Consider the following 22015-nt stretch of genomic DNA (forward strand, 5'->3'; position numbering starts at 1 on the left):
TTCTTAATTGTAATTAAGAGACCAAGAATAGTTTAGTTCAAAGCTAGTTAGCACTAGAGCAAAGAAGAAGCACGGAGCTGACGCTAGTCAGTGAGTACTTCTGCTGCGGCTATTGTGATTAACTAGCACAGAAATAAGCTATTCGACTAACCTGTACGGTAATTAGGAGCTTCTTTGGTGATTGTTACATCATGTACGTGTGACTCACCCATACCTGCAGAGGTAATTTTCATAAACTCAGGTTTGGTACGCATGGTTTCAATATCTTTGCAGCCAGTTAAGCCCATGGATGAACGTAAACCACCCATTTGCTGATGAATTATAGCTGCCACTGGACCTTTATAAGCCACTCGACCTTCAATACCTTCTGGCACTAATTTATCAGCTTCACCATCAGATTTTTGGAAATATCTATCGCTTGAGCCATCTTTTTGCGCCATTGCGCCTAAAGAGCCCATTCCGCGATATGATTTATAGTAACGACCTTGATAAAGTTCAACTTCACCAGGAGCTTCTTCCGAGCCTGCAAACAGGCTGCCGACCATGACACAATGTGCACCAGCAACTAAGGCTTTAGCAATATCACCGGAAAAACGAATACCACCGTCAGCAATCACTGGAATTCCGGTACCTTTCAAGCCTTCAACAGCATTTGAAATGGCCGTTAACTGTGGTACACCAACCCCCGTAACAATACGCGTGGTACAAATTGATCCTGGGCCAATACCTACTTTAACAGCATCAACACCGGCATCAGCCATAGCTTTTGCACCCGATGCGGTGGCAACATTACCGGCAATAATTTGCAAATCAGGATATTTATTACGTGTTTCTTTAACTCTATCTAATACACCTTGAGAGTGACCGTGTGACGTATCAATTAATAACACATCTACACCGGCAGCAACTAAGGCATCAATACGTTCATCGGTACCGGCACCAACACCAACAGCAGCACCAACACGTAAACGACCAAATTCATCTTTACAAGCGTCTGGCTTATCTTCGGCTTTTTGGTAATCTTTTGCGGTAATAAGACCCACTAACTTAAAAGCATCATCAACCACTAAGATTTTCTCAATACGGTTACTGTGCATTAAACCTAGAATCTGTTCGCGTGCTGCGCCTTCTTTTACTGTCACTAACTTTTCTTTTACTGTCATTAGTGACGATACCGGTTTGCTTAAATCCGTTTCAAAACGTAAATCACGGCTGGTGATGATACCAACTAAGTTGTTGTCATCATCAACAACCGGGAAACCGGAGAAACCTAAGTCATCGACTTTGTGCATGACTTGTTCAATAGTAAAGTTGCTATTTACTGTTACTGGCTCTGAGACTATGCCACTTTCATACTTCTTCACTTGAGAAACATTTTGCGCTTGTTCGGCAATGGTCATGTTTTTATGAATAAAACCTAAACCACCTTCTTGCGCTAACGTGATCGCTAAACGCGCTTCTGTCACTGTGTCCATAGACGCAGAAATCATCGGTATGTTTAAATTAATTTTACGGGTTAATTTAGTTTTTAAATCAGCCGTGTGTGGGAGTACTTTTGAATGGGCAGGTATAAGTAACACATCATCAAAAGTTAAAGCTTCTTGGGCAATTCTTAGCATCGCAACATCTCTCTAAAAAGGTTGGTTAGGGAGTGAATATTGCGGCAGAATTTTAACCGTTTTCTTGTTTTAGGTAAACCTATTTTTTTAAACTTTTATCAACTCACCATAAAACATCGAAAAAAAAGTACCGGAATATATCTTTTAGAAGAATATAATTTGAATTATTAGCCTCTTAGCTAATAATTGACAGATGTGTCAACTTATCTAACATAACTAGCAAAAATATAATATTTATTTGAAAGTATAACTACTTGGCTAAATATGGCTGCTACCTTTGAAATGATGAGTTCGATATTATTTTATTAGACTTGATATACTAGCTAGCTATCCGCCTAAAACACTACTATTACCTCTGCATTATGAGCCAACAGCATATTTTACAAATCAGCGAATTAACTAAAAAAGTACGCTTTATACTGGAAAGTGAACTAAATACGGTGTGGTTAACCGGTGAAGTATCTAACTTTATCGCCGCCAGCTCAGGTCATTGGTATTTATCATTGAAAGACGCCAAGTCACAAGTAAAATGTGCCATGTTTAAGGGCAGTAATAGACGAGTTCGATTAAGTAATGGTGCCACACCTAAGAATGGCCAACAAGTTTTAGTGCGCGCTAAAGTATCTTTATATGAGCCGCGCGGAGACTTCCAGTTAATTATCGAACATATGGAAGATGCCGGTACTGGTATCTTGCGTCAGCAGTTTGAACAATTAAAAAACAAACTGAACGCCCAAGGTTTATTTGACTTAAGCCATAAAAAAGAAATACCTGCACATATCAATTGTGTTGGCATTATCACCTCGCCAACTGGCGCAGCGGTGAAAGATATTTTAACGGTACTCAAACGTCGTAATCCCAATATCAAAGCGATTATCTACCCAGCATTAGTGCAAGGAGAATATGCGCAAGGCGACATTTGTCATGCCATTGAGACGGCCAATAGCCGCCAAGAATGTGATGTCCTCATTGTTGGTCGAGGTGGTGGCTCTTTAGAAGATTTATGGCCCTTTAATGAAGAAAGTGTCGTGCGGGCCATTTATAAAAGTGCTCTGCCGGTAATTAGCGCCGTCGGCCATGAAATTGATACCACGCTAAGTGACTATGTTGCTGATTTACGAGCCGCCACCCCCTCTGCTGCCGCTGAGTTAGTATCAAGCGATAGTAATGAGTTGCTTAACCATGTAGTTATGCTTAAACAGCGGTTAATTAAAGCCCTACAAGGGACACTAGCGCATTTAGGCAATGAAAAAAGTTATTTACAGCACAGGTTATCGCAAGTACACCCCGAGCAACAGTTACAATTACAGCAACAAAAAGCCGATGAATTAGCGTTACGTTTAAAGCAAGTGATGAAGCGTAATATGGTCCAGCTACAAGGTAAACCGGCGCAACTTAGCCAACGATTATTACAGCAATCTCCAGCAAAGGTAATTCTATTACAGCAACAACAAGTCCGCCTAAATAAGCAGAGAATTAGCCAAGCTATGCAAAACACTTTACAGCATAAAAGTGAACGCTTTGTGCATTTGCTTGAGCAATTACAACTTGTTAGCCCGCTAGCGACGATAGCACGAGGCTACAGCGTCACGCGCAATAAAAACAATGCCGTTATTACTAAGGTTGCTCAGGTGAGTAAGGGTGACGAAATAAGCGTGCAGTTAAGCGATGGTCATATTAATGCTAGGGTAATCTAAGCTTTGTAAGTTAACCTGAACTTTGGATAAGTTAAGGACAGGTTAAATTAGTTATCCTGTGCTAGCCCTTGATAAAGTAATTCAATGACTTGTTGTTTACTCACTTGGTTGAATTTAACACCAAAAGATACACCATCAATTTGTTGTTTAATATTGCAAATAGTGGCGTTGAGTTTAAGGTTACTTTCCCCTTCGCCCATTACCACGACAATCTCGATTATTTTATCTTCGGCCAACAGCAACTTTTCGCCATTAATAATATCTAGCTGACCACCATCAACTGATATGTTGGTCATGGTCGTTTGCCAGTAAACACCATCTATTTTTACTTTCGCGTGAATATGAGTATCGATACGCACAGAGGAACGTAATTGTTGTAAGGTGACCTTATTAGGGATGTCTAACACCATAATACGTGAGGGAATTTGCAAAGTTTGTCTAATAATACTAATAAAAGCAACCGCAGCACCATCGCGACCTTCAATAAGACCACGCACGGTGATCACTGTACCTTGACAAATATATTGAGAAAATGCGCCTAGCTTGCTTGCATCAGGAAATTCAATGAGTACATATTTTTTAGGCGAGTAACCAATATAAAAAGTATGGAACTTTCTTTTTTGACCAGCAGGGGTTGCTATATCAATAGTGATAGCTGCACCCGCTTTTAAAAAAGCTAAGTGACGAGCAGAGGGTTTAGTTGCATCGGTTACAATTACTTTTCCAGCCATATTTTCAATAAAATTAAGTGTGAAGTGTAGCTATTACCTTAATTAAATCAGACAAAAATTGCAACAGACACTTTTGTGTCCGTTGCAATGATAACGGTTAGCAAAGTTTAATCTTTTTTATAACCTTGTGTTAATCGAGCAATTTTCTTCTGCTGGGTATAGGTTAACTTTTTCTTACCGGCAAAGGGATTCAAGGTATCTTTAAACTGAACTCTAATCGGGGTGCCCATCATTTTTAACGACTTACGATAGTAATTCATTAAATAACGTTTATAAGACATGGGTAATTTCTTCGCCAAGTTACCATGAATGATAATGATAGGTGGGTTATAACCACCCGCATGGGCATATTTAAGTTTAATTCGACGGCCTTGGTGCATTGGGGGTTGGTGATCAAAAGTCGCCATATCGAGTATTTTAGTAACCATAGCGGTAGAGATACGCTTAGTTGCTGAAACAAACGCTTCTTCCACTGACTCATATAAGTGACCAACACCTGTGCCATGCAATGCTGAGATAAAGTGTATACGGGCAAAATCAATAAAGCCTAAACGTCGGTCTAACTCAGTTTTAATACGATTTTTTTGATGCTCTGCCAAACCATCCCATTTATTAACGACTAAAACTAATGAGCGCCCTGCTTCGAGAATAAAACCTAATAAGCTTAAATCTTGATCGCTAATGCCATCTTGAGCATCAATGAGAAGTAAACAAACATTAGCGTCTTCAATGGCACGTAAGGTTTTAATGACAGAATATTTTTCTACTACATCGGTAACGTTTTTACGACGTCGAATACCGGCTGTATCAATTAAGGTGTACTCTCGACCGTTATGTTCCATGGGAATATAAACGCTGTCACGAGTAGTGCCGGGCATATCAAAAACAACAACACGCTCTTCACCCAAAATACGGTTAATAAGGGTTGATTTACCCACATTAGGGCGACCAATAATAGCTAGTTTTATTTTGTCATTTTCTTTTGGCTCATCTTCAAGCTTTTTAGCCAGTTGTTCTGCAGTTAGCTCTACCTCTTCTTCTACAGCAAACCCATCATCCTCTTCACCTTCCACTTTAGGCTGAACTGGGTTCGCTAGGGCTTCAATATGAGGTGTTAGTGCCAGTGTTAATAGTTGCGTAACTCCACGACCGTGTGCTGCAGCAATTTGGTAAACATGTTCACCTAAACCTAAAGCGTAAAATTCGGCTACGGCTGAATCACCATCAATGCCATCGATTTTATTGGCCACTAAGAATACTTTTTTATCTTGCTTACGCAGGTATTCGGCAATACCGTGATCTGCAGCGGTTAAGCCTTCTCGAGCATCGACCAAAAAGAGTACCGCATCGGCTTCTTCAATTGCCACCAATGACTGCTCGGCCATAAGAACATCAATGCCTTTTTCATCACCATTGATACCACCGGTATCAATAACAATAAATGGATGTTCTTCTACTACAGCTTTGCCATATTGGCGATCGCGAGTAAGACCTGGGTAATCAGCGACAAGTGCATCACGACTACGGGTTAAACGGTTAAATAACGTTGATTTTCCGACATTAGGACGGCCAACAAGAGCAACTACAGGAAGCATGAGCACCTCAAAAATTCACCATACAAGCGAGTAATGCATGGTTTGCAAACAAATAAAAACTAAATACCACTAATAATAAGTAACTGTCTTAGCTTACTTAGCTTAAAATGATATGACTAAAAATGATACTGCTAAAAACAAGTAACGGCTCCTGATGCACTTAGCATAGGAGCCGTTAGTATACCAAATCAAATAGTTTTATTCTCACTGAGTGAAAACAAAACTAATTTAATTGGTATTCATTTTAGCGGCTAGGTTCGAAAATAAAGCCGCTAAAAAAGTGCGACTTATTGCGCCACACTGACAATTATTGGTGTAATGATAGCTTGTAAGTCTCCATCACGAGATTGGCTATACAAGATATCATCAACCACTGTTGGTGTTGAATGTATACCACTGCCATCAACTTTATGGCGAGAAACAATTTCACCGGTTTCTTGATCAAGCCAATGTAAGTAACCTTCAAAATCACCAACAACAATGTATTTATCCACCACAGCTGGCCCCGTAACACTACGGTTTGTTAACTCCACATTACTCCAGCGTTCAATGCCATTAATACGGTTAAGGGCATAAACGTGACCACTAGTATTAGTAATAAAAATGTCATTACGATAAACAGCAATTTGTCTATATGATGAATATTGGCGTTTCCATAAAATGCGCCCTGATTTTAATTCAATAGCAACAAGGTTGCCACGAGCAGAGATAACATAAATTTTGTCACCAAAAACCACCGGCGCTGAGTCAACATCAATAACTCGCTGTAATTCAGTGGAACCGGTCGCTTCACCAACTTCTGTAGTCCAGCCTGCTTGGCCTTTCTCAAGTATGTAAACGGAAAGTTCACCCTTGCCTGAGCCAATCAAGACACCACCAGAGGCGATTACCGGCGTGCTAATACCGCGCAGTGTAAGTGCGGGAACATCTTGCTCAACTTTCCACAGCTCTTCCCCCGTATTGGCGTTAAAAGCTTTAATTAAGCCTGAAGCTGAGTTCACCACTAAGATACCTGAATCTAAGGCTGGCGGAGTGAGCACTTCACCCCGTATTTTTGCTTGCCAAACCAAGGCACCCGTTTCTGCATCTAAGGCGAAAACTTCACCGTTTTCAGTACCCAAAAATATTTTGTTAAGCCCAGCTGTCGGACCACCAGCAACTAAAGCCGAAACTCGGCTATCCCAGAAACTGCGTTCGTTATTAATGTCACTTAAGTCAACTTGCCAAACTTTTTTACCACTGTCTTTATCAAAGGCAATAACGTCACCCATACGACTTGCGCTATAGACTTTGTTATAAGCAACAATAGGTTTTATCCGAGAAAAATAATCATCAACACCATCACCAACGCTACGTTCCCATAATACTTCCACATCAAAAGCATTATCTAATGCTGAGAGTTCTGCCACCTTGGTACTAGGGTCTTCATCATCATTTGAAGAACAAGCAAATAAACTTGCCGACAACAAGACAATGGCCAGTGCTTTTTTAACACTCAGGCCCTTAAAAAATTTACTATCAAAATAACGCATAGTCTGCCTTTTAACTAAAATAAATGATTGTGCAAATAACGGGATAAGTTACTTACCTTCAGACTCAGTAGCTACCAATTCTGCAACGACTAGTTTAGTCGTTGGTAAAGTAGTTACTTGGGCTAAATCATCTAATTTAATTTGTAAATTGGGGCTGGTCGCTATACCGTTAGCCGCAAGTGCCGCTTGATAGGCATTACGAGCAAGGTCTTTTTTACCTTGTTGTAAATACGCATCACCTTTGATTTCTTCAATAGCTGCGGTAAATGATACCGGTAAGTTGTTATTTAAAGTAGTAAAGGCTTGCGAATATTGCTCAAGTTGCACTTGAACTCGTGCTAAGCGTAAACTGGCAATTGCTTTAATACCATCCGTTGGCGCTGACTCTATCGCAATGGTTAGTTGTTTTTCAACTTGAGTCCAATCTTTATGTGAAGCTGACTCTTTTGCTAGCGCCAATGCCGTTAAAGATACATAGCTATTGTTACCATGTTCACTGATAAATTTTTCACCATTCGCAGTAAAAGCTGCAAAGTCTTTACCGCTTTGCTCCATAAGCGTTTGATAACTATCAGATACGGCTAGCTCTTGCTCAAGTTTATCATCTAGATAAAAGTTAAAACCGACAAAACCAGCAAAACCTAAGGCAATACCAGCCACAATAGTATTACCATTTTTTTGCCAGTAACCTTTAATGGCTTCGACTTGTTGTTCTTCCGTTTGATAAATTTCCACTACTTCACCCTGGCTTAACGCCCTTAAATTAATTCAGTTAACAAGCTCGAAATTTGGTTAAATTCCACGCTTTGCTGTTCTTTTTGACCGCGCAGGTATTTCACCATAATTTTCTGTTGAGCAATTTCATCATCACCCAATATTAACGCGATTTGTGCGCCGGACTTATCGGCACGTTTTAATTGTTTTTTCATATTGCCACCACCACAGTGACACTGCAATCTAATATCAGGTACTTGATCACGCCATTGTTCCGCTAATTTGTTTGCTATCACTTGCGCGTCATCACCTAAGATCACCACATAAGCATCAACTTGCGGGCGAGTATTGGTGACTTTATCTAACTCTGTGAGCATTAAAATTATGCGTTCAATACCTAAGGCAAAACCAAAAGCTGGCGTTGCTTTACCACCAAGTTGTTCAACTAAACCATCATAGCGGCCACCCGCACAAATAGTACCTTGGGCGCCTAAAGTTGTAGTAACCCATTCAAATACGGTGCGATTATAATAATCCAAACCACGTACTAGACGCTCATTTAATACATAATTAATACCAGCTGCATCTAAACGAGCACAAAGGCTAGTAAAATGCGCTTGCGTTTCTTCACCAAAATGATCGGATAGCTTAGGCGCATTAGCAAGTGCTTGTTGAACTTGTGGGTTTTTACTGTCTAATACTCTTAACGGATTGGTGTGCATACGACGTTTAGAGTCTTCATCAAGTAAATGCTCATGTTCAACTAAATAAGCAATCAATGCCACACGGTAATTTGCTCGTTCATCGTTTGAACCTAACGAGTTCAACTCTAGTGTGACAAACTCATTGATGCCAAGTTCCTTCCATATACGTGCGGTCAGTATAATAATTTCAGCATCTATATCAGCAGTCGCTATACCAAAGGCTTCCAGGCCAAATTGATGAAATTGGCGATAGCGACCTTTTTGTGGTCTTTCATGGCGAAACATTGGCCCCATATACCAAAGGCGTTGCTCTTGGTTATACAATAAGCCATGTTGAACACCCGCACGAACACAACTCGCCGTGCCTTCTGGGCGTAGCGTTAAGCTATCACCGTTAAGATCATCAAAGGTGTACATTTCTTTTTCAACTATATCGGTGACTTCACCAATACCACGTTTAAATAATGCAGTTGACTCCACAATTGGCATGCGAATTTCAGCAAAACCATAATTACTGGCAACGCGGCGCAGTACCGCTTCAACCATTTGCCAAATAGGAGTTTCACTTGGGAGGCAATCATTCATGCCACGAATTGCTTGTAGAGCCTTTTGTTTAGCCACTGAGGGGTCTCTCTTTCTTTTAATTTTATAATCCTAAAGACTGACCATTTAAGGCGAAATCTTTAGCATTAGGTTAAATTAATAATGGATAGGTTAAGTGCTGTGTTAAATTGCGCAGCGCGCAGTATACCTAATAACAGAGCGCTAATAAACTAATGCGAATAAAGGCTAAATAATCTAGTGTTTAGCCTTTAGCTTCGCGTAAAATCACGGGTTATTATCGGCAGTTAATCGACTGACTTAAAGTCAATTTTATTCTTTTCATCTTCGCGTTCATTTATCGCGTGTGCTTTGGCACGGATACGCTGCTCCAGTTGATCAACAAGGTTATTATTATCAAAGCGCTCTTTTTGACGTATGCCATCTAAATAAAAGCCACTTTTTTTACTACTGCCAGTTAAGCCTAAGTCTGACACCATAGCTTCCCCCGGACCATTAACAATACAGCCAATGATAGAGACATCCATCGGCGTCATAATATCTTCAATACGCTGCTCTAAAGCATTGACCGTTGCCACCACATCAAACTCTTGCCGAGAACAACTTGGGCAAGCAATCAAGTTAATACCACGACTGCGTAATTTCAACGACTTTAAAATATCAAAGCCCACTTTAATTTCTTCAATCGGATCGGCGGCAAGAGAGATACGTATAGTATCACCAATGCCTTGTGCCAATAATATGCCCAAACCAACGGACGATTTTACCGAACCAGAACGTAAGCCACCAGCTTCTGTGATGCCCAAGTGTAATGGGTTATCAATTTGTTTAGCCAGTAACTTATAAGACTCAACTGCAAGGAAGACATCAGACGCTTTAACACTGACTTTAAATTCATGAAAATTTAATTTATCGAGAATATCGACATGACGCATAGCCGATTCTAACAAAGCTTCAGCTGTTGGTTCAGTATACTTTTCTTGAATATCTTTCTCTAAGGAGCCGCCATTAACGCCAATGCGAATGGGGATATTGTTATCTCGAGCACACTCAACCACACTGCGTACTCTATCAATCCGACCAATATTACCTGGATTGATACGTAAACAGTCAGCGCCGTACTCAGCAACTTTTAGCGCGATACGGTAATCAAAGTGAATATCAGCGACTAAAGGCACATTCACTTGCTTTTTAATGGCACGAAACGCTTCAGCAGCATCCATTGTTGGTACACTTACCCGTACTATATCGGCACCAACCGCTTCCAGCGCATTTATTTGCGCCACGGTCGCGTCAACATCTGTGGTCAAGGTATTGGTCATTGATTGCACAGTAATAGGGGCACCGCCGCCAACCGGTACATTACCGACCATAATTTGGCGAGAGACACGACGTATAATTGGAGATTCTTTAAACATAATTTTTCTTTATATAAAGGGTAGTAACTAAACTCAAAAGTAAGTATTAATAACTATTCAACAGTAGCTATTCAGCGATGATGGGTAAATTAAATTTAGCAATATTTCCAACAGCAAACGCAGACATGTCTACGGGCTGGCCATTAAAGACAATACTGGTTAACTCAGGTTTACCGACGGTAATACGCAGTGGCGCCTTACCTTCAATAGTCATCACATAACCTGACTTTTTAACACCCCAAGCAATTCGCTCACCGGTAGCATCAAAAATATTTACCCAGCAATCACCAATAAAAGTAAACACTGCAGTACTTATCTCTGGCTCCTGGGATGGTGACACCTCACTTGTTGCTATTACTGCAGATGAAAGCTGAGTATCTTTAACAATAACAGGCTCACTCTCAGGGTGCGACACTAGTTCAGTTTTGTTGTTCTTGGCCATGGCTTGAACTTGGCTATTAACTAAAGTGGGTCGTTCACTTAAAGGGTTAAGCACAATCGCTGCACTTTCTCGCTCTTCGCTCGTATTTTCCAGGTTAACGGCTAAAGACTTTGCGCTAACATTGACAGCACCAGCCGCTTGCTGGTCACTATCTTGCTGCCACCATAAAACGGTCAAACCGACTAATACAGCCACGATAAGATAGCTTAACCACATAACACGACTATGCTCAGCTTGCTTCGTGGTTTCATTAGAAAAGCTCAACATTTCACTACGTTGAATATTAGCAGCATCAAGTGCATCATACCTGGCCAAGACATCATCTACGTCAACGGCGACTAATTTAGCATAATTAACCAGGTAACCTCGAGTGAAAGTAACCGGTATTAAAGGGTCAAAAATATCGTGTTCCATATCGTTAACCAGAGCTACCTTAAAGTTCAGCTTACTGGTGATATATTCTTGTGAGAGTGATAACGCTTTTCGAGCGTCGCGCAACATAGCTCCCGGGCTCACCATTTCCATGTCTTCACTTAGCTCGGTGATTTTGTCGCGAATTTGATCGGTGACTGGTTCGGTAATATCACCTTGTTGTTCTTTATCTGGTTTTCCAGTAGGGGTTACATCATTAATCATTAATATTTTTCACTGTTAGAGGGTCAACCACATAGAGCTTATCACCTGCATGGATTTTATTTTTTTCAGAGATATTATTCCACTTTCGTAATGCTTTTAGCTTAACGTTATATTTCATCGATATATTGTAAAGATTTTCACCTGAAATGACTGTGTGCAAAACATCTTTAGCATCGACTGAGATCATCGGAGCCACGACATACCTTGCTTCTTTAGTTATTGCTAGTTCAGGCGTTATCAATGCTGGCGTTATAACCTCGGCGGCAAGTTGTTGAGGTAACGCTTCCGGTAAAGGCACATCACGTGTAGCCGCTATAGGCTGAGTTGAAGTCGGTTCAATGGTATTAAATAGCGATTGTTCGACTACTACGCTGGTAGCTACTACAGGGGCAGTTACTGTGCTGGTAGTTACTACAGGGGCAGCTGCTGCTATAGCTGTCATTTCCTCAGGGTTGGCTACGCTAGTTTGACTGACCGGCGTGCTAGCCGCTGCTACCGTTGCCACTACTGTAGCAGAAAGCAAAGCACTTCCTGAGCCAAGTGTGGCTGGCATCATAGTCAATGCGGATGTACCAGCAGTCGTAGCAGTCATTAACCTTGTAGGTACTTGCGCCACCTCTACTAGGGCCTTACTATTTTTAGTTAAACTAGCTGTTTTAACACTGGTGGTATATGGCGAGTCGCCTACTTTTCTAGGCGAAAGTTTTACTACACGTTTATTGCTAGCGGGGAATAACTGAGGATATTTTCCTTTCTGGCTAACTTGATACCTTCTCGCTAAATCATCCGCTTCAATAAAGTTTAAGTTATTGAGTAGATATTGCTTACTCTCCCACGATTGCGGATACATTTTCACTAGCATATTCGCGTAATTACTTGCGGTACGCCGCTGACCTAACTGCCTATATAATTTATAAGCGAGTGCAAGTGAGTCAGCCGTAAATCGCTGGGTATGACGTTCAAATTTTTGTAAAAATCGCTTAGCTTCTTGGTAATTTGCCATGGCATATTGCAACCGTACCATTTGTAACAAGCTTTTTGTTCTATTTGGGCTATGGAATATAGCTTTATGAAAATACATTTCAGCTTTTTCAAAGTCATTAATTTGTAAATAACAGGAGGCAAGATTTTCATAACTTTGTGATACCAATATGTAACTTGGCACAGCAATCGCTTTTAAAAACTGAACTTCAGCAGCATCAACTTTACCTTGTCGACATAAAAACACCCCATAGTTATTTAGAGTGTCCGCACTGTCGGCTTGGATAGCTAAAGCTTGTTCGAAGGACGCAATGGCGAGCTTACTTTCACCTACTGTTTCATAGTAGTGAGCGAAGGCAGTATGTACTTGTACTAAGTCTGGAGAGAATCTTTTCGCTTTGTCTAAATTGAACTTAGCTTGAGACATGTTGCCCATTCTTAGGTAACCTAAGCCTAAAGAAACACGAGTTGCCGCCATTTCATCTCGATTAGCTTTGTTTCTTACGATGGGCTGATTATTTTCAAAACTTTGGGTAACACAACCACTTAACAGCGACATTGAAACCACAGTCAAAATTGTCGGGAGAATATATTTAGCCATAGCTTTATCCATAATATGCAAGGTGTTGACCGCCTCTTATTGTCATAGCAAACTCACTAACTTAGTGATCATTTTCAAATAGCTTAAATAGCCAATAACATCGTTGTTTTCAATGCCAGCAGTCAGCTATTACTCAAGCAAGCGCCTGGCTCTTGAACATTTTTCTTCATTGCAGCTGGTAAAGTTGCAACTGTAAGCTTACATTAATGAAGTTGGTACTATTTTTCACTAAAAACAATACCCTAATGCTTAAACTACTTTGATAGAGATAGTGTCAGCTTTAGCCTGATCTTTCAATGAACTTATTTCAGCATTTTTTGCGCTGTTTTTAGCGCTAAGAAAAGCGCTACGCTTAGTCCTATCTAATACATCACCGGCAAGCTGACCACAAGCGGCATCAATATCACCACCACGTGTACGTCTAGTAATTACCGTTAAGCCATAACTTTGCAATACTTTATCAAAACGGTCGATTCGAGAGTTACTTGAGCGCTTATAAGGTGAACCTGGGTATGGGTTAAAAGGAATCAAGTTAATTTTACTCGGCAAGCCTTTTAAAACATGAGCCAGTTCGTGTGCTTGTTCAGTACTGTCATTAACATGATCAAGCATGACATATTCAATAGTTGCTTGTTTGTTTGCTTTTGAGCCATCAATATATCGTCCGGCTGCGGCAAGAAAATCTTCCAAGGGATATTTCTTATTGATTGGCACTAATTCATCACGTAACTTATTATTTGGCGCATGAATTGAGATAGCTAAAGCACAATCAATTTTTTCTTTAAGCATGTCTAACGCAGGAACAACACCGGAAGTACTGACCGTCACTCGACGCTTAGACAAACCATAACCTAAATCGTTCAACATGGTATCCAGTGCCGGGATTAAATTTTTCATATTTAATAGCGGCTCTCCCATTCCCATCATAACAATGTTGGTAATAGGACGAGTACCGGTAATGCGGGTTGCACCAATATCATTGGCAACACGCCATACTTGGCCAATAATTTCAGCCACAGTTAAATTGCGATTGAAGCCTTGCTGGGCGGTAGCACAGAAGGTGCACTCTAATGCACAACCAACTTGAGAGGAGACACACAAGGTGGCACGACCATTTTCAGGGATCCATACGGTTTCAATTTCTTGGCCGCCTTCAAGTCTTAATGAATATTTAATAGTACCGTCAACCGACACTTGTTTTTCAGAAATTTCCGGCGCCGTTATTACACAATTACGCTGTAGTTTTTCCCGTAACTTCTTATTAATGTTAGTCATTAATTCAAAGTCACTGTAACCAAAGTGATAAATCCACTTCATCATTTGATCGGCCCTAAAGGGTTTTTCGCCAATAGACTCAAAGTATTCACGCATACTTTTATGATCAAAATTAAGTAGGTTTATTTTACCGCTTACATCACTCATACAAAAAACTCTCAATAACTAACATCAAACTACTGCTAACAGCAGTCTAAAAAACAAGGCGCGTATTGTACGCTTTTTAAGCAACAATCGCAATTTTACTGGCTTATTTTACTGCGAATTATTATCCGCTTAAAATAACAAAAGGATTTTACTAATTGCTCAGTAAAATCCTTTGTATTCACTGCAATTAATGTTGCATTAACAGCTCGCTAATTTGTTCAAGATTAAGGCGCTAGCACTACGTGTGCACTGGCGAGCAAAAGATTGTACAAAGTAATAACTGTTAAGCAATATTAACGAGTGCGAGCACAAATTTCGTCGTCTGAGAAGAAATAAGCGATTTCACGTGCCGCTGATGCTACCGCGTCAGAGCCATGAGCAGCATTTTCGTCGATGCTATCAGCAAGGTCAGCACGGATAGTACCCGCAAGTGCTTCAGCAGGGTTAGTAGCACCCATGATTTCACGGTTTTTAAGAACAGCGTTTTCGCCTTCTAACACTTGCACCATCACAGGACCTGAAGTCATAAATTCAACTAAAGCACCAAAGAAAGGACGTTCACTATGTTCAGCATAGAAACCTTCGGCTTTTTCTTTGCTTAAGTGAATCATTTTAGCTGCAACGATTTTTAAACCAGCAGTTTCAAAACGGTTGTAGATTTGACCGATGAAGTTTTTAGCAACTGCGTCTGGTTTTACGATAGAAAAAGTACGTTCGATAGCCATGATAAGCCCTCTTAATTTAATGTAGTTAAGTTGAAAATTTAAATGTCTCTTTAGCCATTGGTAAAACGGCTAAAATTTTGCGCGCATTATAGACGAAAAAACAGTAAAAAACTAATGATATCGTCTCAGCAACATCATTAGTTTATTTAGAGCTCGCAATGGCAATTAGCTAGAGACCTTACGCACTGGTCCGACGATATTGGCGGTAAGCAGGCTGCCAGAAGTTACGCTCTATTTTAGCGCGCAATTCATCATCACTCATTGCCAGCGCTAGGTTTTCTTTAAAAGCAACTTTAGCAATAGCAAAAGCGATGTCTTTGCTTAATTGGGCAATGGCTGTTAGCGGTGGTAATAGCTCATCAGACTCTTTATTAGCCAGTGGAGAAGCCGCGGCTAATTTTTCGCTAGCAACTTTTAACATATCATCAGTTATGCGAGTAATACCTACTGAAACAACCGCTAAACCAATACCAGGGAAGATGTAACCATTATTACACTGGGCAATAGGGTACGTTTTACCTTGATATTCAACTGGCTCAAATGGGCTACCTGTAGCAATAATCACTTGCCCTTTTGTCCAATTAATCACCTGGCTAGGGGTAGCTTCTACTTGACGAGAAGGGTTACTTAACGGCAAAATAATAGGCATGTCACAATGTGACTTCATCGCAGTAATAACCTCTTCGGTAAATAAACCTGCTTGCCCAGAAACACCAATCAATATATTAGGTTTTGCACCATGCATGACTTCAACAAGTGAAGCGAAATCCCCTTGTACATTCCAGGCGGAAATAGCCTCTTTACCTTGTACTAGTTTTTGTTGGAAGTCTCTAAGCTCTGCCATACCTTCGGTTAGCAAACCAAACCTGTCCACCATAAATACTTGGCTACGCGCTTGTTCCGCAGAAACACCTTCGCTTATCATCTGACTGATAATTTGTTCGGCAATACCACAACCCGCAGAACCGGCACCAACAAAAGCAACACGTTGCTCTGATAATTTTTCGCCTTTACTGCGACAGGCAGCAAGTAAAGTGCCAACAGTAACCGCAGCGGTTCCTTGGATATCATCATTGAAACAACAAATTCTATCTCTATAGCGCTGTAATAAAGGCATGGCATTGCCTTGAGCAAAATCTTCAAATTGCAACAGCACCTGTGGCCAGCGACGCTTAACTGCACTGATAAATAACTCTAAAAACTCATCATAGGAATCTTGATCGATACGTTTATGTCGAGAGCCCATATACATAGGATCGTCTAATAATTTCTGATTATTAGTACCGACATCAAGCATCACAGGCAAAGTATAGGCTGGGCTAATACCACCACAAGCGGTATAAAGTGATAACTTACCAATTGGAATGCCCATGCCACCAATGCCTTGGTCGCCTAAACCTAAGATACGTTCGCCATCGGTAACTACAATGACTTTAACTTTATTTTTAGTGGCATTTCGTAAAATATCATCAATATTAAATCTATCTTCGTAAGAAATAAATAAGCCACGCGAGCTACGATAGATATCCGAAAACTGCTCACAAGCATCTCCTACCGTCGGGGTATAAATGATAGGCATCATTTCGGTTAAATTACTTTGTACTAACTTAAAAAATAGGGTTTCATTATTATCATGAATAGCACGTAAATAAATATGCTTATTAATGTCACTATTAAAGCAACTGTATTGACGATACGCCCGCTCAACTTGTTCATCAATAGTTTCATACCGTGGTGGCAATAAGCCAGTTAAGTTGAAATTACCGCGTTCTTCTTTGCTAAAGGCACTGCCTTTATTAAGTAGAGGTGTTTCTAATAATGAAGGTCCAGCATAATGAATATAAAGTGGGCGTTTGGATTGGGGCATTTGACTTACTGCTTATATGTTTGATGAATAATGGAAATCAGCCAAAAGTATAGATGATATTACCCCTGCTGAAAAGCAAGAGCATGCTTGAATTTGTTAAAAATGAGCGCTATTTGACGGAATCGATTGGTAATAGATTTGAAAAAGATATTTCGATGCCACTATGTGAAAAATCAGTTACTTTTTTGTGGTGAAAAGTACCGGCTTTACCTTGGCATGCTATCACTGCAGGGCATTATTATTTTGGGCTAACAATCAGTGCAGCTTAATCTATTAGCATTAACCAAGCATTAATCAATCTCTGCCATCCAAGCCAGTTGAATAGCTTCAAGTACCCGTTCGCCGCAATGTTCCGGATCATCTTCAAAACGATCTAATGCCAGCACCCATAGTCTTAATTCAGTAAAGTGTAACTTAAGGGGATCAACATCAACATGTTGCTCCATTAGATCAAGAGCGATCTCTTGAGAATCACTCCATAGTAGTCCATTTGCCATGATATTACCCCCATACTTAGCTGCATGATTTTAATGACTTAGCTAGCCACTAAAATAACAATTGAAAGAAAAATAAATCTATAATTAACATTAGTATAAGCCAGATGAATAGCAACCTAGCCTTTCGACAAAAAGGGCAATCGGTATGCCACCACTTTTTAAAACTCTTCATGATTAATCTACTCGTAAAACACCGCGCTATTATATATCAACAAAATGATATCAACAGAACTTTTAAAAGATAATACCGAGAGCCCTCGGCAAAAGTATTTCTAAAGAAGTTGTACTTATTCAATGTTAACTTGGTCATAACAAGAAATAAAATGCTAACATTACATGAATATTTAGTTTTATATTCTCTATAAGCACCCAGGTGACCAAATGGATTCTTTCGACAAGCATATCCTTAGTATTTTACAAAAAGACTGCACCCTTTCAACCAGTGATATCGCCGAGCGAGTAGGTCTATCAACGACCCCCTGTTGGCGCCGAATTCAAGCGATGGAAAAATCTGGCATTATTAAAGGCCGCGTTGCTTTAGCCGACCCTGAAAAATTAAATGTTGGCCTGTCTATTTTTGTTATGATAAAAACCAATCAACATAACCCTGCTTGGTTAGCAAAATTTGCCCAAGTTGCGCAAGATTTCCCCGAAATTGTCGAGTGCTACCGTATGAGTGGCGAGGTTGATTACTTGCTGCGTGTAGTTGTGCCAGATATGAAAGCTTACGATCGCTTTTATAAGGAATTGATTACCAAGGTAGACTTTTCTGATATTAGCTCGAGTTTCGCGATGGAAGAGATTAAATATACCACTGCCCTGCCAGTAGATTATATTTAGGCACACTTTCTTAGTAAATTCTCAATGAAAAAGCCACCGTTACAGCAAAGTATCGGTGGCTGTTAGCTGGTGCTGTCGGACTAGTTACTTAATTAAAATTGTGCGGAAAAGCTCAAGTAATAACCATCAAAATCATTTTCATCTTTATTATTAGCCACTGAATTATAGCCCAATTGCACTGAATAGTTGTTGCTAATAAAATAACTAGCACCTAGGCTATAAAAATCATTATCGCTATAAGTCACTGACACTGAGGTGCTATCATTATAATAATAACTAGCATTGACACTCCAGTAATCATCAACGAATACAACATCTCTATTATCAAGGGTATAGCCGCCGCCAAGCACTATATAACTTTGCTCTGCGATGCCAAAAAAGTATTTAGATGACAGCTGATGAACATCAAAGTCTTCATCAACATTATAACTAAAACCAATATAATCCATACCAGAAAGTTGCCAGTTATAGCTACTACTATAGCTAAAGTAGTCATCGCCATCACCGCCATCATTATAATGAGCGCTTATGACTAAGTCGTCTGAAATTAAGTAGCCGATCTCAGCCGCGTAATAACTACTACTATTATCATAAGAGATTTCGTTACCATCACTAAAATAGGAATCTGTCCACTTACCTTCTGACTTGTAGTAGCTATAGTTTACGCCAAAAATAAAATTATTAATTATCCATTGACCGCCAATAGCAATACTATTATCGCTTGAATCCGAGTTAGAATCTCTAGATTTATATGCTGAAGAAACTTCCGTGTTGCTATTGGCAACTAAAACATAAAGATTACTAATAGTATTGATATAAGCAAACTCATTTAACGGACCGAGTGTCTGCCTTTCATCGAAGTAATATTTGCTATATAACGCAACAGCATCAGTGTCACTTTTACTATAAAGATCATACGCTGGCATATTAGATGTATAACGACTATGTGAGTAACTTACTGTCGAAAAAGACTGATAACTTTCGGCAAGTACCGTATTTGAGAGCAGCAAAGCCACTAGAGCTGATAATTTTGAGACTTTCATAAAAATTAATATCCTTATTATATTGTCCATTAAAAAGTGAAATAAATATGTCACTATAATAGTAACTCGTCTACTAATAGATTAATAAACTTACACTTTTTAGACAAAACCTCACAGATAATATACGATTACTAAGACGAATTAACGCAGTATTTACCCTGAAATGGCTTTATTAAACGATAAAATACCACTAACAACTTTACTGCCTTGCTAGGTATACTAAGGAGATACCACGAAGCATAAAAATCGTCTCCTCTTACAGGTTTATTATGAGCACCATTAAGTTTTCCAGCACTGAAACAGAGCAACTAGTGAGTAAAATACAAGACTACTTTACCAAAGAACTCGACCAAGATTTGGGTCAGTTTGATGCCGAATTTTTATTAGATTTTTTCTCTAAAGAAGTCGGTGCTTATTTTTATAATCGCGGCTTGTTTGATGCACAAACGGTTATTGCCACTAAGCTAGAATATGTTAGTGAAATGATGCACGAAGGCATCAGTGAGATAGAAAAGCCTATCCGTTAAATAGCTATGCTTATCGCTAAAATAAAGCCGCTGTTAAGTCATTAACTGCGGCTTCTCTTAGATTAGTTAAAACCTATTAGTTTATTTTAATTTCGATAAAGTCAATTTTCCCCAGCGACTAAGCGCCCTTAACTATTAAGGATTAGTTGTTATTTTTTTCCTTCTCGGGTTTTTCAACCACTGCCTCAACAACCTCAACCTTTACCGCTGGAGTTTCAACCTCGAGCTTAGTTGCAATCGCTTTTACTGGCTCAGCTGTCTGACTTACCGGCACTGTTTGAACTGCGGCTTGTGCTTGCAATGCTAAGGCTTTTTTCTCAGCCTCTTTTTTTGCTTGTGCTTGCAATGCTAAAGCAGCTTGCTGCGCTTCCAGCTTAACTTTTGCCGCTAAGGCTAACGCCTCTTGCTGAGCTTTTGCTTTTAAAGCAAGTACTTTTTGCTCTGCTTCTTTGGTAGCTTGTACCTGCACTGCCAGCTCTTTTTCAACAGCATGTTTACTTTCAATTTGTAAGACCGCTTCTTTATAAGCTTGTAAACGAACCAAGTCGATATCTTTACGTTGTAATTGCTTATTTAGCGCTGAATTTTCAATAACAAGGGCATCATATTTGGCATCTAAATTAACCAATTGGCTTTTAAACTCTGCTCTAAGGCTTTCCGTTGCTGCCGATGATTGGTTACTATCACTTTGCAGTGCTAACACAGCAGCTTTAGCAGTAGTTAACTTGCTCTTTATAGTACCCGCTTGCAATGCTATGGCTGCAACTTGTTTGTTCATGGCTAAATCACGTACATCAGCGATTGCTAATGATTCACCTACCGTGTGTATCAGCGCTTCTTTAGCCAGTAAATATTGCTCATAATATTTACTTTTTGTTTTCTTTAAGGCATTGACTTCTTTCGCTATATGGTAAAGATGGGCAAGTTCAAACTCAGCTAGTTTTACCGCAACTTTTATCTCAGCGCTGGCTCGAGGAGTAGCGGTAATGATGGCATTCGCATGACTGCGCGCCGCTAATAATTGTTTATGGCTAATTGGTACATATTTGGCCAGACGCTTTTTCTTGATATAAGCAATATCGCTATCAAGTTGACCTAAATAATTGTAACGCACAGTGCGAACTTCTAGTGCCTGCATATCGATAAGTAATTTAGTTTGTTTTTCTTGCGCTGTACTAACCTGGCCTTCATCAATGTATTCAACCAAATCATCTACTCTAGCGCTAATTTTTCTATAATCTTTAACAAACACTTTTGGCGCACCAATCTCTGATAAAAACGCCTGTTGCTTAAAAGTTTCGGCTAAGGTGCTTTCCGCGGTATCTTTAATGCTATATGAAAATTTAAGCTTTTGATGTGCCAAGGCAATATAGTTAATTATTTCTTGCTTGGCTTGCAGGTATTGTTCGGTATCACTTTGAAAAACATTAAAAGAAGAAGCGCCGTTTTTACCTATATCCATATACACTTCAGTGGCATTATCAAATTCAGCCACCGCTTTTTTAAAGGTGCTCGGAGCAAAATAAGCAAGTTGTTCTTTTCTGCCTTGACTAATATCTTGCTTTAACTTATCAAGGGAAATTTTAGCCTCGACAAAATATTGAGTTTGCTGATTCACCTCAGCATTTTTAGTCATCAAATCTTTACTGGTTGATTGACAAGCCGTCAACAGTGATAGTCCTACACAGGCAAGACATAGAGTTAAGGTTTTCATTTAAGGTCCTTTAAAGGTGATTCCGCACAAATATTTACATTTATTTACAAATTATAGCGCGAATATATTTAAGGCATCAAAAAATAATTAACTCTTATAGGTAAAACCACTCTTAAAAAGTAATTTTAGTTACAAAAGCCTATAAAAAC

General features: G+C 39.7%; 18 protein-coding genes. 3 read left to right on the plus strand and 15 right to left on the minus strand.

All coding sequences use genetic code 11. The features are described from left to right. Nucleotides 1–146: 146 nt before the first annotated feature. On the minus strand, nucleotides 147–1619 hold the full coding sequence (gene guaB, locus CMT41_RS14605; protein ID WP_058027682.1) for an IMP dehydrogenase: 1473 nt from the start codon (nucleotides 1617–1619) through the stop codon (nucleotides 147–149). A gap of 362 nt (nucleotides 1620–1981) precedes the next feature. On the opposite strand from guaB, the gene xseA reads away from it, so the two are divergent. Beyond that, nucleotides 1982–3316 carry an exodeoxyribonuclease VII large subunit gene (gene xseA / locus CMT41_RS14610; RefSeq protein ID WP_058027683.1) on the plus strand — a complete coding sequence of 445 codons (1335 nt, stop codon included), beginning with the start codon at nucleotides 1982–1984 and terminating at the stop codon, nucleotides 3314–3316. Between the two features lie 47 nt (nucleotides 3317–3363). On the opposite strand, the gene CMT41_RS14615 is transcribed toward xseA, so the two are convergent. The 12 genes from CMT41_RS14615 to iscX form a co-directional block, all read right to left on the minus strand. Continuing rightward, nucleotides 3364–4047: a PilZ domain-containing protein gene (locus CMT41_RS14615; protein WP_058027684.1), complete on the minus strand. Its 684-nt coding sequence runs from the start codon at nucleotides 4045–4047 to the stop codon at nucleotides 3364–3366. 107 nt (nucleotides 4048–4154) lie between these two features. Next, nucleotides 4155–5642, minus strand: coding sequence for a ribosome biogenesis GTPase Der (der, locus tag CMT41_RS14620; protein ID WP_058027685.1), 1488 nt, complete (start codon nucleotides 5640–5642; stop codon nucleotides 4155–4157). 287 nt (nucleotides 5643–5929) lie between these two features. Next, nucleotides 5930–7174, minus strand: a complete 1245-nt coding sequence (gene bamB, locus CMT41_RS14625; RefSeq protein ID WP_058027686.1) for an outer membrane protein assembly factor BamB — start codon at nucleotides 7172–7174, stop codon at nucleotides 5930–5932. Nucleotides 7175–7222: 48 nt separating this feature from the next. Continuing rightward, nucleotides 7223–7909 carry a YfgM family protein gene (locus tag CMT41_RS14630; protein WP_057182192.1) on the minus strand — a complete coding sequence of 229 codons (687 nt, stop codon included), beginning with the start codon at nucleotides 7907–7909 and terminating at the stop codon, nucleotides 7223–7225. Between the two features lie 23 nt (nucleotides 7910–7932). Beyond that, nucleotides 7933–9213 carry a histidine--tRNA ligase gene (gene hisS, locus CMT41_RS14635; protein WP_058027687.1) on the minus strand — a complete coding sequence of 427 codons (1281 nt, stop codon included), beginning with the start codon at nucleotides 9211–9213 and terminating at the stop codon, nucleotides 7933–7935. Nucleotides 9214–9440: 227 nt separating this feature from the next. Continuing rightward, nucleotides 9441–10571: a flavodoxin-dependent (E)-4-hydroxy-3-methylbut-2-enyl-diphosphate synthase gene (gene ispG, locus CMT41_RS14640; RefSeq protein ID WP_057182197.1), complete on the minus strand. Its 1131-nt coding sequence runs from the start codon at nucleotides 10569–10571 to the stop codon at nucleotides 9441–9443. Between the two features lie 67 nt (nucleotides 10572–10638). Next, a complete protein-coding gene (locus tag CMT41_RS14645) occupies nucleotides 10639–11649 on the minus strand; it encodes a RodZ domain-containing protein (RefSeq protein ID WP_058027688.1) in 1011 nt (336 codons plus the stop codon). Then, nucleotides 11642–13231, minus strand: a complete 1590-nt coding sequence (pilW, locus tag CMT41_RS14650; RefSeq protein ID WP_083494364.1) for a type IV pilus biogenesis/stability protein PilW — start codon at nucleotides 13229–13231, stop codon at nucleotides 11642–11644. Before pilW ends, CMT41_RS14645 begins: the two co-directional genes overlap by 8 nt. A gap of 249 nt (nucleotides 13232–13480) precedes the next feature. Beyond that, nucleotides 13481–14653, minus strand: a complete 1173-nt coding sequence (locus tag CMT41_RS14655) for a bifunctional tRNA (adenosine(37)-C2)-methyltransferase TrmG/ribosomal RNA large subunit methyltransferase RlmN (protein WP_057182205.1) — start codon at nucleotides 14651–14653, stop codon at nucleotides 13481–13483. Nucleotides 14654–14946: 293 nt separating this feature from the next. After that, nucleotides 14947–15378: a nucleoside-diphosphate kinase gene (ndk, locus tag CMT41_RS14660; RefSeq protein WP_057182207.1), complete on the minus strand. Its 432-nt coding sequence runs from the start codon at nucleotides 15376–15378 to the stop codon at nucleotides 14947–14949. Between the two features lie 178 nt (nucleotides 15379–15556). Continuing rightward, nucleotides 15557–17245, minus strand: a complete 1689-nt coding sequence (locus CMT41_RS14665) for an NAD-dependent malic enzyme (protein ID WP_057182209.1) — start codon at nucleotides 17243–17245, stop codon at nucleotides 15557–15559. Nucleotides 17246–17535: 290 nt separating this feature from the next. After that, nucleotides 17536–17742 (minus strand): Fe-S cluster assembly protein IscX, encoded by a 207-nt coding sequence (gene iscX / locus CMT41_RS14670; RefSeq protein WP_057182210.1) that lies wholly within the window; start codon nucleotides 17740–17742, stop codon nucleotides 17536–17538. Between the two features lie 381 nt (nucleotides 17743–18123). On the opposite strand from iscX, the gene CMT41_RS14675 reads away from it, so the two are divergent. Next, nucleotides 18124–18582: an Lrp/AsnC family transcriptional regulator gene (locus CMT41_RS14675; RefSeq protein WP_057182212.1), complete on the plus strand. Its 459-nt coding sequence runs from the start codon at nucleotides 18124–18126 to the stop codon at nucleotides 18580–18582. 92 nt (nucleotides 18583–18674) lie between these two features. Here the strand turns inward: CMT41_RS14675 and CMT41_RS14680 are convergent, their stop codons facing one another. Further along, the gene (locus tag CMT41_RS14680) at nucleotides 18675–19625 is read right to left on the minus strand and encodes a putative porin (RefSeq protein WP_058027690.1); all 951 of its coding nucleotides are present in this window, start codon (nucleotides 19623–19625) and stop codon (nucleotides 18675–18677) included. A 269-nt stretch (nucleotides 19626–19894) separates the two neighbouring features. On the opposite strand from CMT41_RS14680, the gene CMT41_RS14685 reads away from it, so the two are divergent. Then, on the plus strand, nucleotides 19895–20152 hold the full coding sequence (locus CMT41_RS14685; RefSeq protein ID WP_058027691.1) for a DUF2164 domain-containing protein: 258 nt from the start codon (nucleotides 19895–19897) through the stop codon (nucleotides 20150–20152). Nucleotides 20153–20294: 142 nt separating this feature from the next. On the opposite strand, the gene CMT41_RS14690 is transcribed toward CMT41_RS14685, so the two are convergent. Then, nucleotides 20295–21866 (minus strand): hypothetical protein, encoded by a 1572-nt coding sequence (locus CMT41_RS14690; RefSeq protein ID WP_058027692.1) that lies wholly within the window; start codon nucleotides 21864–21866, stop codon nucleotides 20295–20297. Between the last annotated feature and the right edge of the window lie 149 nt (nucleotides 21867–22015).

Source organism: Colwellia sp. MT41 (assembly GCF_001444365.1).
In the GTDB taxonomy this organism is placed as follows: domain Bacteria; phylum Pseudomonadota; class Gammaproteobacteria; order Enterobacterales; family Alteromonadaceae; genus Colwellia; species Colwellia marinimaniae.